10 protein-coding genes are annotated in these 15,788 nt (G+C 58.5%); 8 read left to right on the top strand and 2 right to left on the bottom strand.

Features of this window, described 5'->3' with window-relative positions; all coding sequences use genetic code 11:
- Positions 1–60 precede the first annotated feature (60 nt).
- Positions 61–621 carry a response regulator transcription factor gene (locus PSH66_RS04915; RefSeq protein ID WP_003171731.1) on the bottom strand — a complete coding sequence of 187 codons (561 nt, stop codon included), beginning with the start codon at positions 619–621 and terminating at the stop codon, positions 61–63.
- Positions 614–1,876: an ATP-binding protein gene (locus tag PSH66_RS04910; protein WP_003171730.1), complete on the bottom strand. Its 1,263-nt coding sequence runs from the start codon at positions 1,874–1,876 to the stop codon at positions 614–616. Before PSH66_RS04910 ends, PSH66_RS04915 begins: the two co-directional genes overlap by 8 nt.
- Positions 1,877–2,081: 205 nt before the next feature.
- Between PSH66_RS04910 and PSH66_RS04905 the strand changes: the two genes are divergently transcribed.
- The 8 genes from PSH66_RS04905 (at position 2,082) to PSH66_RS04870 (ending at position 15,780) form a co-directional block, all read left to right on the top strand.
- Positions 2,082–2,792, top strand: coding sequence for an SIMPL domain-containing protein (locus PSH66_RS04905; protein WP_003171729.1), 711 nt, complete (start codon positions 2,082–2,084; stop codon positions 2,790–2,792).
- A 291-nt stretch (positions 2,793–3,083) separates the two neighbouring features.
- Positions 3,084–5,957: a dermonecrotic toxin domain-containing protein gene (locus PSH66_RS04900; protein WP_305428500.1), complete on the top strand. Its 2,874-nt coding sequence runs from the start codon at positions 3,084–3,086 to the stop codon at positions 5,955–5,957.
- A gap of 92 nt (positions 5,958–6,049) precedes the next feature.
- Complete coding sequence (locus PSH66_RS04895) at positions 6,050–7,651, top strand: ABC transporter substrate-binding protein (protein WP_003171727.1); 1,602 nt, start codon at positions 6,050–6,052, stop codon at positions 7,649–7,651.
- A gap of 258 nt (positions 7,652–7,909) precedes the next feature.
- Positions 7,910–9,538: an ABC transporter substrate-binding protein gene (locus PSH66_RS04890; protein ID WP_003171726.1), complete on the top strand. Its 1,629-nt coding sequence runs from the start codon at positions 7,910–7,912 to the stop codon at positions 9,536–9,538.
- Between the two features lie 304 nt (positions 9,539–9,842).
- On the top strand, positions 9,843–11,447 hold the full coding sequence (locus PSH66_RS04885) for an ABC transporter substrate-binding protein (RefSeq protein ID WP_305428499.1): 1,605 nt from the start codon (positions 9,843–9,845) through the stop codon (positions 11,445–11,447).
- Positions 11,448–11,616: 169 nt separating this feature from the next.
- Positions 11,617–13,014 (top strand): OprD family outer membrane porin, encoded by a 1,398-nt coding sequence (locus tag PSH66_RS04880; protein ID WP_141064355.1) that lies wholly within the window; start codon positions 11,617–11,619, stop codon positions 13,012–13,014.
- Positions 13,015–13,094: 80 nt separating this feature from the next.
- Positions 13,095–14,693: an ABC transporter substrate-binding protein gene (locus PSH66_RS04875; protein WP_305428498.1), complete on the top strand. Its 1,599-nt coding sequence runs from the start codon at positions 13,095–13,097 to the stop codon at positions 14,691–14,693.
- A 76-nt stretch (positions 14,694–14,769) separates the two neighbouring features.
- Positions 14,770–15,780, top strand: coding sequence for an ABC transporter permease subunit (locus PSH66_RS04870; RefSeq protein WP_003171721.1), 1,011 nt, complete (start codon positions 14,770–14,772; stop codon positions 15,778–15,780).
- Positions 15,781–15,788: the final 8 nt, after the last annotated feature.

Here is a 15,788-nt window from a genome sequence, read left to right as displayed (position 1 = left end):
CGATCATAGTTGATCGGTTCAGGGCTCCGTGCGGCCTGAGGCGGGTCGTTCAGCCTAGGTTCAGCGTCGTACCGGGCGCTTTTGCAACTTGCGTTGCAGGGTACGGCGGTGCATGCCCAGGGCGCGGGCGGTGGCGGAGATATTGCCTTCGTGCTCGGTCAGCACGCGCTGGATGTGTTCCCATTGCAGGCGGTCCACCGACATCGGGTTTTCCGGCACCAGGGTGTCGAGGTCGGCGTGCTCGGAGAGCAACGCCGCCAGCACGTCGTCGGCGTCCGCCGGCTTGCACAGGTAGTTGCAGGCGCCGCGCTTGATGGCCTCGACGGCGGTGGCGATGCTGGAGTAACCGGTGAGGATCACCACGCGCATCTCCGGGTCCAGTTCCAGCAGCTTGGGCAGCAGCACCAGGCCGGAATCGCCGTCCATTTTCAGGTCGAGCGCAGCGTAGTCCGGCAGGTCGGCCTGGGCAATGGTCAGGCCCTCCTCGGCGGAGCCCGCGGTGCTCACGCGGAAACCGCGACGGCTCATGGCGCGCGCCATCACGCGGGTAAAGGTAGCATCGTCGTCTACCAGCAACAGGTGCGGCAGTTCTTCGCCTTCGACTTGGATCTCATCACTCATCGATATCTCCTCGTGCGACACGGGGCAGGCGCAGCTCGGTGAGCGTGCCACCTTCCTCATGACTATAGAGCTTCACTGAGCCGCCCGCGCGGGTCACGCTGGCCTTGCTCAAGAACAGGCCCAGGCCGAAGCCTTTGCCCTTGGTGGTAAAGAAAGGTTTGCCGATCTGCTCGGCAATGGCCAGCGGCACGCCCGCGCCGTGGTCGCGAATACTGATGGTGACGTGCTCCAGATCCCAGTCCAACTGTACGCCCAGGCCTTCGGGGCAAGCGTCGGCGGCATTGTTGAGCAGGTTGAGCAGCGCCTGGGTCAGGTCCGGAGGCGGCGCCATGCGCGGCACGGTGCCCTGCCCCAGCAGATGGAAGCGGTAGCTGGCTTCGGGACGCATCAGGTGCCAGCGATTGAGGGCTTCATCGAGCCACTGGGTCACGTCCTGCATCTCCACCGCCAGGCGGCGATTGGCTTCGGCGGCGCGCACCAGTTGTTGCAAGGTCTGCTTGCACTGCTTGACCTGTTCACGCAGTACGCCGAGATCTTCCTGCAGTACCGGGTCGTGATGGTCCTGAGTCATTTCGTTGAGCAAAACGCTCATGGTCGCCAGCGGCGTGCCCAACTCATGGGCGGCACCGGCGGCCTGGGTGGCGACGGCCAGCAGTTGCTGGTCGCGCAGGCCTTCTTCACGGCGAATGGCGCGCAGCTCCTCTTGGCGGCGCAGCTCTTCGGCCATGCGCGCGGCGAAGAAGGTAATGACTGCGGCAGACAGTGCGAAACTCAGCCACATCCCGTAGATCTGCAGGTTTTCGCGGGCGATGGGAAAGGTCTGCAACGGGTAGAACTGCGCCAGCAGCAGGGTGTACAAGGTCAGCGCGATGCCCGACAGCACCACCGAGTAGCGCCACGGCAATGTCACTGCGGCGATGGTCAGCGGCACCAGGTAATAGGAAACGAACGGATTGGTGGAACCACCGGAGAAATACAGCAACACACTGTGGATAAACAGGTCGCAGGCCAGCTGCAGGGCGTATTCCAGCTCAGTCACCGGCCAGGTGGTGCGCAACCGGATCGCGGTAAACACGCAGAGTACGGTGGAGAACCCGAGAGTCACGCCCAGTGGCAACCAGGGCAGCGGCAACAGGTCGAACCAATAGGCAAGCCCCACCGAACCGGCCTGGGCGGCCAGGACCAGGGTACGAATGAACGTCAGGCGCCAGAGGTTCTGGCGGGTGGCGGAAGTCAGTTTTACGGCGGCGAGCATGAGCTCTCCCGGTGGGCGCTGCTGGCGGATCGGCAGGAGTATAAACGAAGCAGACACGCCGGCACGGCGCGTGTGGCTCTTTGACGCAGTCCGCGCAAATGACCGCTCGTCGGCACCACGACATTTTGTAGGTGATGTGTAAACCCGAAGAACCCGATCCCACCGTCTACAGTCATACCGATACGAATAACCTCAAGGAGCTTCCATGTCTCGTTTCACTCGCAGCGCGGCCGTTATCACCCTCAGCATCGGCACCCTGGCCAGCCTTCCGGCACTGGCCGCCGACGAGCTGCATTACAACCAGATCTCCCTGCGCGCCGAAGTCAGCCAGGAAGTGGCCCGCGACAAAATGATCGTCACCCTCTACACCGAGTCGCAAAACGCCGACCCGGCCAAGCTCGCCGCCGAAATCACCACCGCGATGAACCAGGCCCTGGGCCAGGCCCGTGAAGTCAAGGCCGTGACCTTGCGCCAGGGCAGCCGCAACAGCTATCCGATCTACGACAACAAGAGCCAAAAGATCACCGGCTGGCGTGAACGCGCCGAACTGCGCCTGGAAAGCGCAGACTTCCCGGCGCTGTCCAAACTGACCGGCGAACTGCTCAATACCCTGAAAATGGGCAGCATGGACTTTGCCATCGCCGACACCACGCGCAAGTCCAGCGAAGACGCCCTACTCAAAGAAGCAGTGGACGCGTTCAAGGCACGCGCCCAGTTGGCAACCGACGCGTTGGGCGGCAAGGGCTACAAGATCGTCAACCTCAACTTCAACACAAACGGCTACCCGCAGCCCTTTGAGCGCGGTGGGATGATGATGAAAGCGTCCATGGCGGATTCGGCGCCGACCCCCGAAGTGGAAGCCGGCACCAGCAAGGTCAACATGGTCGCTGATGGGGTGGTTGAAGTGCTGCAATAAGCGCTGGTGGATAAATGTCGGTGCGCCCTCAGGGCGCATCGTTTACCGCTAAGCATTACATGCTTTATCAATACACATTGTTTGTTACACACAACAATACTAACAACCACGCTGAAGGCATCTGTTTACCCAGCGAACACTATTCTCCCCCACAATAAGTATTGCAAAAGTTGCGCAAGGCAACATTAGCAAATGGGCCGATCTTCTTGAATCGGAACCCTAACGGTCACTTATCTCACGCAAGTAAAGGAAGCGTTCTACAAACTCCCTACCTGTTGAGGTAACTATCCAATGCTCACAACTACACCCACGCGTAATTTTTCTTCAACCAGCACCCCACCGAAACCTGCCATCAACGACACAAGCCCTGCCGAAACAACCACGACATACCGCCATCCGGTCTCCCGACAAAAGTCTCCAAAACGACGGAATCATCATCAGACGCTCATTCCAGGGCTCCCGCATAACCCGGCCGTTGATAAATTTATCGCGGCCTCAACCCAAGGTTTCAAAACACCCACCCAAAGCACCTCGGACATTATCCGTGCCGAATTGAAAAAACGCTGGGGCAAGGACATTGATCCAGACAATACATTTATCACCACCTTGAACTACGACCCCAAGAAACCAAAACCCGCGGACGGCAAAGTTCTCAATAAAATCTCACTGACCCAAGCCGCGCTTCACAACGTACAACGCGCCAATAAAACCGATGAACATCAGACGGCGGCCGAAAAAAACCGCTCGACCCTGCATACCTGGCTGAACCGCTTTGCACCGCTGGCTCCGCTGCCAGCACTGATTGATAGCATCGACATGCAAGTGCATGCAAAAAAGACTTACGAGGGCATCTTTACCGGTACAGACCCGGATATGCCGCAGCTTTACAACCAGAGGACATTGCTACCCGAAACGCCTGCACAGTTCCGGGACATTGTATGGAACACCGACCGGAGTAAACCGTATGTAGATTTCCTGAACACGTTCTGGCCTGCGCATGAACAAAAATACGCGCAAACGAGCAAGGCCTCGTTTATCGGCGCCGCCCTGGCTCAATTCAACAATGACAGCCTGAACGAGCACAATACCAACCTGGTGATGCGGGCCGCGGGCGTACCGCTGGACACCACCTGGTCGAGCTTGACCCTGGACGATTTGAAGAGCTCGCGCGTGAAAGACCCCAGCGTGGAGGTCGGGTTGCTCAAGATCAATGGTTTCCAGTCCACGGACCTGCTCTACATCACCGACAAAAAATCCAGGACCGCCGCTGACGGTAAAACGATCAACTCCACGCTGCTGTATATCCCGGGCAACTCGTCACCGATCCACAGCTTTGACAGCCCGGCGCAGATGAAGAACTGGTTGGCCGAGCAAGCCGCGGACCCCGTCAAGCGTGAAGCACTGTCGATGCACTTTCCGCTGCGCGACCAAGCCAATCGATACTTCTCCGACGGCGTGAACCAGACGTTGACCGGCCTGGGAGGATGGTCGAGGAAAGACGCCGACGACGCCGGCCCGCTTGAGCGCCTGAATGAATTCGACCCACAAACGTTCATCACCACCGAACCCTTGTCCGACGACCCGTTCAAGGTCATGACCCAGCGGCAAAAGGCACGCTCCTACGTCGACGCCGAAACAGAGATCACCACCGACGGCGATGTCACCAAGGCCACGATCCTTGAAGTCCTGGAAACCACCACCAAGATAGCCCTGCTGATGACGCCGCTTGCCCTGGTCATGCCTGAAGTCGCGGTGGCACTGGAGGTGTTTTACGTCGCGGCAGGCGCCGCCGAAGTTGGAATCGGTGCCGACGACCTCAAGCATGGCAAGCCAGGCGGCGCAGACCATATTGTGTTCGGCGTGCTCAATGCGCTGCCGGTAGTGGCCGGTGGCGCAACCCGGGCCCTCAACGGGGTCGAGACGGGGGAAGCCGCCGCCGGCGAATACCTGGAAACCTCAGAGCTGGCTGAGGAAAATACAACACCTGTCGCACCTGAACCGGCCAAGCCGGTCGGTGAGCCCATCGCAAACCGCCTTCAACCTTCACGAACCGCCGACATCAGTGCCTATGCCGTGCCCGATGGCGAAACCGTTCTTGAGCGTGCCACGCGCAATGCCAAAGGTATCCATCAACTTAAAGACAGTGCCCAGATCGATCACTGGTATATCCAGTACAAGGATGCAACAGGCGTTCTCAAGGTGTACGAAATCAAGAGCGACTTCAAACTGAGTCACGATTACGTACAGATCATTGACCCCGTGACCCGCAAACCGGTGATGACGGTGCATGCCGGCGCGGACGGCGAATGGGTACGCGGTATCGGTCCAGGCGGCGCACGCACATGGCCTTGGCAACGCAAGCCTTCGCCGACCCCCAGCAACGAACTCAAGACACCCGGCAAGTTTTCGGACACGTTTCTCGAACTGGACGGCAGCAAAATCCAGGCGGCTGAAAAATTTGATGACTACCTGCTGATGGATGATCGCATTCGCTATGAATCCTCCAGTGCATTCTTTGAAGAGAGTGGCGTGGTCAAAAGAAAACTCGGCGTGTCCTGGACGCTGGAGGACAAACCGTTCGCCGTCGCGCCCGCAGAAACGGCGCGCACGACACCTTTGGCCAATGGCGAATACTCCGACAGTTTCACCAAAGACATCCACCGCCTGCGATATACCGTGGTCACCAAGGAAAATGGCCGGGTGACTCAGACTGAACTGAGCAGCTCTGCAACGACCGAAGAGGGCCTCAAGCGAGACAGGCTCCAACAACTGGAGACGCTGATCCCCGATCCGGTGTTGCGGGCGCGTATCTCCGAAGTTGCCCACCAAGGCTCCCTGGCCGAAGGCACCACGCACATGAATCAGCCGGATTCCGGTCTCAGGGATGGTTACTATCTGACCGGTGGAGATACGCAGATCACCATTGAATACGACAAGGTGACGCAACAGGCGCAGGTGCACTTCACCTCGAAAAACCCCATTGCCAATCCAGACCAGGATGTCCAACGGGTACCGGGTGCGCTGATCACCACCAAGCGCACGTTCACGATCTCTCCCAGCAATGACATCAACAGCGACGGCGAACAGGTCTATGTCATCGACAAACAGGCACCTACCCAGATAGAGCTGTCTGTCGTAGTGGACCAAGAGCCGGCAACTCAATAAGCCCTACCTGACGCCACTGAACGGCGGTACCCTCGGGTACCGCCGTTTTCGTTTGGGCAGCTTTATACATGCCTGCCACTTCAGGGGTCTTTATGGAAAGAATCGCCTTAAAACCGCTCATCCTCGCTGCCGGCCTGTTGGCTTTCATGCCGATCGCCCAGGCGGCGAGTACCCTGGTCTACTGCTCCGAAGCCAGCCCCGCCGGCTTCGACCCCAGCCAGTACACCAGCGGCACCGACTTCGATGCCTCCGCCGAAACCGTGTTCAACCGCCTGACTCAGTTCAAGCGCGGCGGCACCGAGGTCGAGCCTGGCCTGGCGACACGCTGGGAGGTGTCCAAGGACGGCCTGACGTATACCTTCCACCTGCGCGAAGGCGTCAAGTTTCATACCACCGACTTCTTCACCCCCACGCGCGACTTCAACGCCGATGATGTGCTGTTCACCTTCAATCGCCTGCTCGATGCTCAAAGCCCGTTTCGCAAGGCCTACCCGTCCGAGTCGCCCTACTTCACCGACATGGGCCTGAACACTACGATCAAGAGCGTCGAAAAACTCGACGAGCACAGCGTGCGCTTCAACCTCAACAACGTGGATGCCTCGTTCGTGCAAAACCTGGCCATGAGCTTCGCTTCGGTACAGTCCGCCGAATACGCCGCCCAGTTACTGCAGCAGGGTAAAGCCGAAGACATCAACCAGAAGCCGGTGGGCACCGGACCCTTCGTGTTCAAGCGCTACCAGAAGGATTCGCAGATTCGCTACGTCGCCAATAAACAGTATTGGAAACCCGAGGATGTGAAACTCGACAACCTGGTGTTCGCCATCACCCCGGACGCCGCCTCGCGCCTGCAAAAACTCAAGGCTGGCGAGTGCCAGGTCAGCGGTTATCCACGCCCGGCCGACATCGAGGTGATGAAACAGGACCCCAACCTGCGCGTGCTGCAACAAGCCGGCTTCAACCTGGGCTTTTTGGCCTACAACGTGACCCACCCGCCGCTGGACCAGCTCAAGGTGCGCCAGGCCCTGGACATGGCCATCGATAAACCGGCGATTATCAAGGCGGTATACCAAGGCGCCGGACAATTGGCGCAGAACGCCCTGCCACCGGCGCAGTGGTCTTATGACCCCAGCATCAAGGACGCGCCCCACGACCCGACCAAGGCCAGGGCGCTACTAAAAGAAGCAGGGGTTGCACCGGGAACCACCATCAACCTGTGGGCAATGACCGTACAACGCGCGTCCAACCCGAATGCGCGCATGTCGGCGCAGATGATCCAGCAGGACTGGGAAAAGATTGGCATCAAGGCCAACATCGTCAGCTATGAGTGGGGCGAATACATCAAGCGCGCCAAAAACGGCGAGCATGACGCCATGATTTACGGCTGGACCGGCGACAACGGCGACCCGGATAACTGGCTCGGCGTGCTCTACAGTTGTGCCGCGGTCAAGGGCAGCAACTACGCCAAATGGTGTAACCCGGCCTACGACACACTGGTGCAGCAGGCCAAGCTCAGCAGCGACCGCGAGCAGCGCATCAAGTGGTATCAACAGGCGCAAAAAATCCTTAAGGAACAAGTGCCTATAACGCCTATTGCGAACTCGACGGTTTTCCAGCCGTTACGAAAAGAAGTACAAGATTTCAAAATCAGCCCCTTCGGACTGACGCCGTTCTATGGTGTGAGTCTGGAGAAGTAACAAGAACGCCCCAACCGAGTGCGCCAGACGCCTCGGCTGGGCCGCTTTGGTGCGACCTTTGCACCTAAAAAACCCTCAAAATATACGTAAATATGTCGAAAGTTTCATAATTGCGACATTCCTGTACGTTCGTACCACTCTTTGAGCCTTGCAGCGGTTCAGCATCTTGCAATGGGTATGGCGCCTGCATAAGTATCCGCAGGCCGACTCACGAGGTCGCCCTCACCACCAAAAATGACAACAAATCATGAGGCCAACATGCTTAAACACGCAGTCCTTCCGTTATTAGTGAGCGCGGGCCTTTTGGCCGCGGCCCCTTTTGCCCACGCGGCAACTAACCTGGTGTTCTGCTCCGAAGGGAGCCCGGCCGGTTTTGATCCAGGCCAGTACACCACCGGAACAGACTTCGATGCCTCGGCCGAAACCATGTTCAACCGCCTGAGCCAGTTCGAACGTGGCGGCACCGCCGTGGTTCCTGGCCTGGCCACCCGCTGGGACGTGTCCCCGGATGGCCTGACGTACACCTTCCATCTGCGCGAAGGCGTCAAGTTCCACACCACCCCGTATTTCAAGCCGACTCGTGAATTCTCGGCTGACGACGTGCTGTTCACCTTCAACCGAATGATCAACAAAGACGATCCATTCCGTAAGGCCTACCCCACCGAGTTCCCGTACTTCACGGACATGGGGATGGACACCAACATCAAGAACATCGAGAAAGTCGATGCCCACACCGTCAAGTTCACCCTTGGCACCGTGGACGCCGCGTTCATCCAGAACCTGGCCATGAGCTTCGCGTCGATCCAGTCGGCCGAATATGCCGCCCAGCTTCTGAAAAACGGCACGCCGCAGGACATCAACCAGAAGCCGATCGGCACCGGCCCGTTCGTGTTCAAGAGCTACCAGAAAGACTCCAATATTCGTTACACCGGCAACAAGGACTACTGGAAGCCTGAAGACGTGAAGATCGACAACCTGATCTTCGCCATCACCACGGACCCGTCGGTGCGCATCCAGAAGCTCAAGAAAAACGAATGCCAGATCACCCTGTTCCCACGTCCGGCCGACCTGAAGGCGCTGGGTGAGGACAAGGACCTGAAACTGCCGAACCAGGCCGGTTTCAACCTGGGCTACGTTGCCTACAACGTCATGGACAAGATCAAGGGCAGCGACCAGCCAAACCCACTGGCGGACCTGCGCGTACGCCAGGCGCTGGACATGTCGGTGAACAAGCAGCAGATCATCGACTCCGTGTACCAGGGCGCGGGCCAACTGGCCGTCAATGCCATGCCACCGACCCAATGGTCCTATGACACCACCATCAAGGACGCCAAGTACGACCCTGAAAAAGCCAAGGCGCTGCTCAAGGAAGCCGGCGTCAAGGAAGGCACCGAGATCGTGCTGTGGGCCATGCCGGTTCAGCGTCCGTACAACCCGAACGCCAAGCTGATGGCTGAAATGCTGCAGAACGACTGGTCCAAGATCGGCCTCAAGGTCAAGATCACCAGCTACGAATGGGGCGAGTACATCAAGCGCTCCAAAGGCGGCGAAAACCAGGCCATGATCATTGGCTGGAGCGGCGACAATGGTGACCCGGACAACTGGCTGAACGTGCTGTTCGGCTGCGACTCGCTGGCCGGTAACAACTTCTCCAAATGGTGCGACAAAAAATTCGACGGCATCGTGAAGGAAGCCAAGGCTACGTCGGATGTCGCCAAACGCACCGAGCTGTACAAGCAGGCGCAACATATCCTCAAAGATGCAGTCCCGATGACACCTATCGCGCACTCGACGGTGTATCAACCCATGCGTAACACCGTGCAGGACTTCAAGATCAGCCCGTTTGGCTTGAATTCTTTCTACGGCGTCAGCGTTAGCGGCAAGTAAGGATCATTGGCGGCGACGTTTCATAAACGTCGCCGTTATTGCATTCGCTTGACCCTAGGAAACGGACCACATTCGCAAGCGATGCTTCTTACAGCAACGAACTGCGATAAACGGTCCCGTTGCCTACAAGCTCAATCCATTTTGGCGCATTTACTGCGAAGTCCACGACTCCTAACGTTGTAGGACAGCAGAGGAGCCAACTTAGGAAAGGCACTTGCCGTGCGTGGGATCAGTGATGTCGCCCTGTCCGAAAGGCAGGGTGATTGCTCACTGATGACAACTACAAACAAGGATCGGGATCGTCATGCGCCATACCTCCGTTCTATCCGCTATTTTTGGCACCAGCCTGCTGGCCGTGGCCACCCTGGGCCAGGCCGCCGACAAGAAGAGCCTGGTGTTCTGCTCTGAAGGCAGCCCGGCGGGCTTTGATACCGCGCAATACACCACCGCCACCGATAACGACGCAGCCGAGCCGCTGTACAACCGCCTGGTTGAGTTTGAAAAGGGCGCGACCAATGTGGTGCCTGGCTTGGCGACCAAGTGGGATATCTCCGACGACGGCCTGACCTACACCTTCCACCTGCGTGAAGGAGTGAAGTTCCACAGCAACAAGGAATTCAAGCCGACGCGGGACTTCAATGCCGACGACGTGCTGTTCACCTTCAACCGCATGCTGGACCCCGACCATCCGTTTCGTAAGGCCTACCCCACCGAGTTTCCGTACTTCAACGGGATGAGCCTGAACAAGAACATCGCCAAGGTCGAGAAGACCGGCCCGTCCACCGTGGTGATGACCCTCAACACGGTGGACGCCGCGTTCGTGCAGAACATCGCCATGAGCTTTGCATCGATCCTGTCGGCTGAATATGCCGAACAGTTGCTCAAGGACGGCAAGCCCAGCGACATCAACCAGAAGCCGATCGGCACGGGGCCGTTCGTGTTCCAGCGCTACCAGAAAGACTCGCAGATCCGTTATGCGGGCAACAAACAGTACTGGGACCCGAGCCGAGTCCAGCTCGATCAGTTGATCTTCGCCATCAACACCGACGCGTCGGTGCGCGTGCAGAAACTCAAGGCCGGCGAATGCCAGATCACCCTGCATCCGCGCCCGGCTGACATCGACGCGCTCAAGGCCGACCCGAAGCTGCAACTGCTGACCAAGCCCGGCTTCAACCTTGGCTACATCGCCTACAACGTGCGCCACAAGCCTTTCGACCAACTCGAAGTGCGCCAGGCGCTGGACATGGCGGTGAACAAGCAAAGCATCCTCAATGCCGTGTACCAGGGCGCGGGGCAACTGGCGGTCAACGCCATGCCGCCGACCCAGTGGTCCTACGACGACACCATCAAGGACGCGGCCTACAACCCGGAAAAAGCCAAGGAACTGCTCAAGGCCGCCGGCGTGAAGGAAGGCACCGAAATCACCCTGTGGGCGATGCCGGTACAACGCCCCTACAACCCCAACGCCAAGCTGATGGCCGAGATGCTGCAGAACGATTGGGCCAAAATCGGCCTGAAAGTGAAGATCGTCAGCTACGAGTGGGGCGAGTACATCAAGCGCACCAAGAACGGTGAGCACGACATCAGCCTGATCGGTTGGACCGGCGACAATGGTGATCCGGACAACTGGCTGGGCACCCTCTACAGCTGCGACGCCATCGGCGGGAACAACTACTCCATGTGGTGTGACCCGGCGTACGACAAGCTGATCAAGCAAGCCAAGGTCGTCACCGACCGCGAACAACGGACTGTTCTCTACAAACAGGCGCAGCAATTGCTCAAACAGCAAGTGCCAATCACGCCTGTCGCCCACTCGACGGTCAACCAACCGTTAAGCGCCAAAGTCGAAGGGTTCAAAGTCAGCCCCTTCGGCCGCAACGTGTTCTCGGGCGTCAGTATCAACCCATAAGAAAATAACCGGATTGAGCAAGGCTTAACCGCCTTGCTGCAAACGCGCAGGCTTTTATTAGGATTTTTCTTACAGCAAACGTTTGCAACAGCTTGAACGAGTTACACACCCAATAGCCGGTTCACCTAAAAAGACCGGCATAAAAAAGAGAACCAAAGGAGCTCCACCCATGAAACTGAGCAGCAAAGCGCTTCTGGCCCTGGCCATCAGCAGCATCACGGCTACCGCCTATGCTGAGCCCGTCAGCCAGGACTTCGTTCCGACCACACTGGCCGGCGCCAGCGCCCAAAGCGAGGCCAAGGGCTTTATCGAAGATTTCAGCCTGGGCGGCACCACGCGTAACTGGTACTCCCACGAAAGCAAATACCGTGGCGGCACCTTTTCCTACACAAAACACGGTAAAACTGAAACCGACCGTAACCGCACCAACTGGGTACAGGGCACCATCATCAACGCCAGCTCGGGTTTCACCCAGGGCACTGTAGGCGTCAAGACCGAACTGGCGGTGTACAACGCCCTGGTTCTGGATCGTAGCAAGCGTGACATCAAGGGCGGCTCCAACCGCACACTGGCCGACTCGGATGGCAACGCCGTAGACCAGTGGAGCAAACTGGGCCTGGCCAACATGCAGTTCCGCGTGTCCAACACCACTCTGACCGCCGGTCGCCAGAACTTCAGCAGCGGCATCGTCGACACCATCGGCAACCGTGCTCTGCCATCGAGCTTCGAAGGTGTGAGCTTCAACAGCGAAGAGTTCAGCAACCTGTCGTTCCAGGGCGGTATCTTCGATCGCGTTTCGCCACGGACCGAGCAAAGTCTGACGAAATTCGTCTCCGAATACGGCAATGGCCAGAAAACCGACAAGGTCAAAACACTGGGCTTCAACTACCAGCCGTTCAAGAGCCTGAAAACCAGCGTATTCGCGGCTAACGTCGAAGACTTCTGGAACCAGTACTACTTCGGTGCCACCCACGAATTGGGTGATGCACAGACCCTGGCACTGACCACCGGCCTGAACTACTACAAGACCACCGACACCGGCAGCAAGAAGATGGGCAACATCGACAACGATACCTACTCGTTGTCCCTGGGACTGACTCACCAGGCTCACACCCTGACCTTCGCGTATCAGGAAGTGAATGGTGACGAGTACTTCGACTACCTGCACGAAACCAACGGCATCTACCTGGCCAACTCCCTGACGTCCGACTTCAACAGCCCGAACGAGAAGTCCTTCCAGGTGGCCTACGCCATCAACATGGCCGAATACGGCGTGCCTGGCCTGAAGTTCAACGTCTACTCGGCACGCGGCTGGGGCATCGACGGTACTCACTACAACGGCACCGCCTATGGCGAAGCTGGCAAGTCACGTAGCGACTTGCGCTTGATGGATGGCGAGAAACACCAGGAATACGGTGTAGGCGCGGCTTACGCCGTGCAGAGCGGGCCACTCAAGGCCACCGCGATTCGTGCGACTTACGTCGAACACCGTGGCAGCGCTCAACAGGCTGACGGCAACATCAAAGAGTTCCGTCTGGTCACCACCGTCCCATTCAACATTCTTTAACTAGCACCAGGTAAACGGCGGGCTCAGGACGAGCCCGCCGTCTACGTTTGTCTGGTCCCATCGATTGCAGAGGGCTATGAATGAAAATGCTCCCGCTACAAGCTGCCGTTACCGCTGCGCTGTTAAGCGTCGCTATCGGCGTATCGGCCAAACCGCTGGTGGTCTGCACCGAAGCCAGCCCGGAAGGTTTTGACCCGGTGCTGTACACCACCGCCGTCACCGCCGACGCCGCTGCAGAAACCATGTTCAACCGCCTGGTCGACTTCAAGCCCGGCACCACCGAAGTGGTACCGGCCTTGGCCAAGGATCTGCCGCAAATCAGCGCTGATGGGCTGACCTACACCTTCCATCTGCGCGATGACATCAAGTTCCACACCACCGACTATTTCAAACCCACGCGTAACCTGAATGCCGACGACGTGCTGTGGAGCTTCCAGCGCCAGCTGGACCCGAAACACCCGTGGCACGACAAGTCCCTCGTGGGCTATCCGTACTTTGAAAGCATGGGCTTCAAGGAACTGCTCAAGAGCGTGGAGAAGACCGACGATCACACCGTCGTCTTTACCCTGACCCGCCCTGAAGCACCGTTCCTGGCCGACCTGGGAATGGCATTCTCTTCAATCCATTCGAAGGAATACGCCGACCAGTTGCTCAAATCCGGCAAGACCGAAGACCTCAACGCCAAGCCCATCGGTACTGGCCCGTTCATCTTCACCCGTTATCAGAAAGACGCCCAGGCGCGGTTCAAGGCCAACCCCGACTACTTTCGCGGCAAGCCGGCAGTAGACCCGCTGATCCTGGCGATCAGCACCGATAACAACGTGCGCCTGCAGAAGCTCAAGGCCAACGAATGTCAGATTGCGTTGTTTCCCAAGCCGGATGACATTCCAAGCATCAAGAAAGACCCCAACCTGAAAGTCGATGAACTGGCCGCGATGACCACCAGTTACACCGCGCTAAACACCACCCACAAATACATGAGCGATGCACGGGTACGTCACGCGATCAACATCGCGTTCGACAAGGCCGGCTATACCGAAGCCCTGTTCGGCAAAGGCAATGCGGTGGTGGGTACCGGCCCTTATCCGCCGACCCTGCTGGGCTTCAGCGACAAGCTGAAGAACCCGCCACGCGACCTGGACAAGGCTCGTGCCCTGCTCAAGGAAGCCGGCGTGCCGGAAGGCACCGAGTTCACCCTGTTCACCCGTAACGGCGGCGGCCCGACCAATCCTAACCCGATGCTTGGCGCTCAGCGCATGCAGGCGGATTTGGCGCAGATCGGCCTGAAGGTCAATATCAAAGTCATGGAATGGGGCGAGATGCTCAAGCGTGCTAAAAACGGCGAGCACGACATGGTTTCGGCTGGCTGGGTAGGTGATAACGGCGACCCGGACAATTTCCTTACGCCAAACCTGAGTTGCGATGCTGCGAAAAACGGCGAAAACTACGCACGCTGGTGTAACAAAGAGTTTCAAGACTTGATCGACAAGGCGCGCGCCATCGCTGAACCCGCCCAGCGCGCTGCACTCTATGAACAAGCACAGGACGTTTTCGACAAGGACCAACCATGGCTTCCCATGGCTTACCCGAAACTGTTCACTGCCATGCGCAAAAACGTAGAAGGCTTTACCCAAAGCCCTCTGGGTACAAATAACTTCGCCACTACCCAGGTGAAGTAAATAAGAGAAACGCTCGGCACCGTCCACCAGGACGGTGCCGGACCTGCCTAACCGGCTGATTGAGGTACACACCAAGATGTTTAGTTTTATTGCCCGCCGACTGGGGTTATTGATCCCCACGTTTTTCGGCATCACGTTGCTCACGTTTGCGTTGATACGCATGATCCCTGGCGATCCCGTCGAAGTCATGATGGGCGAGCGGCGCGTCGACCCCGAGATGCACGCACAGGCAATGGAACGCCTTGGCCTTAACAAGCCGTTGTATGCGCAGTACCTGGACTATGTCGGCAAGCTCGCCCAGGGCGACCTTGGCGAATCGCTGCGCACCCGCACCAGCGTGTGGACCGAGTTCACCGCCCTCTTCCCCGCGACCCTGGAACTGTCCATGGCCGCCCTGTTGTTCGCCGGTATCCTGGGCCTGTTGGCCGGGGTGATCGCGGCCTTGAAGCGAGGATCCCTGTTCGACCATGGGGTGATGGGCATCTCCCTGGCGGGTTATTCGATGCCGATCTTCTGGTGGGGCCTGATCCTGATCATGTTCTTCTCGGTAAGCCTGGGCTGGACCCCTGTTTCCGGGCGTATCGACCTGCTCTACGACATCGAGCCGCGCACCGGCTTCATGCTCATCGACACGCTGCTGGCTGACGAGCCGGACGCATTCTGGGACGCGCTGCACCACCTGATCCTGCCGGCCATCGTGCTCGGCACCATCCCGCTGGCCGTGATCGCGCGGATGACCCGTTCATCGATGCTCGAAGTGCTGCGCGAAGACTACATCCGTACCGCCAAGGCCAAGGGCCTGTCGCCGGCCCGCGTGGTGTTCGTACACGGCCTGCGCAACGCGCTGATCCCGGTGCTCACCGTGGTCGGTCTGCAAGTCGGCACCCTGTTGGCCGGTGCGGTACTCACCGAAACCATCTTCTCGTGGCCCGGCATCGGCAAATGGCTGATCGAAGCCATTGGCGCGCGGGACTACCCGGTGGTGCAAAACGGCATTCTGCTGATCGCCTGCCTGGTGATCCTGGTGAACTTCGTGGTGGATATCCTCTACGGCTTCGCCAACCCACGCATCCGTCACCAGCGCTGAGATCATGA

Origin of the sequence: Pseudomonas sp. FP597, assembly GCF_030687435.1 — a bacterium.
GTDB classification, from domain to species: domain Bacteria; phylum Pseudomonadota; class Gammaproteobacteria; order Pseudomonadales; family Pseudomonadaceae; genus Aquipseudomonas; species Aquipseudomonas lactucae.
Note: the sequence above shows the minus strand (reverse complement) of the source record. Positions and strands in the feature narration are given on the sequence as shown.

Bases quoted from the DNA above. Each gene is read 5' to 3' on its own strand.
- PSH66_RS04900 (WP_305428500.1), top strand. From the start codon at position 3,084: ATGCTCACAACTACACCCACGCGTAATTTTTCTTCAACCAGCACCCCA.
- PSH66_RS04910 (WP_003171730.1), bottom strand. From the start codon at position 1,876: ATGCTCGCCGCCGTAAAACTGACTTCCGCCACCCGCCAGAACCTCTGG.
- PSH66_RS04880 (WP_141064355.1), top strand. From the start codon at position 11,617: ATGAAACTGAGCAGCAAAGCGCTTCTGGCCCTGGCCATCAGCAGCATC.
- PSH66_RS04885 (WP_305428499.1), top strand. From the start codon at position 9,843: ATGCGCCATACCTCCGTTCTATCCGCTATTTTTGGCACCAGCCTGCTG.
- PSH66_RS04875 (WP_305428498.1), top strand. From the start codon at position 13,095: ATGAAAATGCTCCCGCTACAAGCTGCCGTTACCGCTGCGCTGTTAAGC.
- PSH66_RS04895 (WP_003171727.1), top strand. From the start codon at position 6,050: ATGGAAAGAATCGCCTTAAAACCGCTCATCCTCGCTGCCGGCCTGTTG.
- PSH66_RS04890 (WP_003171726.1), top strand. From the start codon at position 7,910: ATGCTTAAACACGCAGTCCTTCCGTTATTAGTGAGCGCGGGCCTTTTG.
- PSH66_RS04915 (WP_003171731.1), bottom strand. From the start codon at position 621: ATGAGTGATGAGATCCAAGTCGAAGGCGAAGAACTGCCGCACCTGTTG.
- PSH66_RS04870 (WP_003171721.1), top strand. From the start codon at position 14,770: ATGTTTAGTTTTATTGCCCGCCGACTGGGGTTATTGATCCCCACGTTT.
- PSH66_RS04905 (WP_003171729.1), top strand. From the start codon at position 2,082: ATGTCTCGTTTCACTCGCAGCGCGGCCGTTATCACCCTCAGCATCGGC.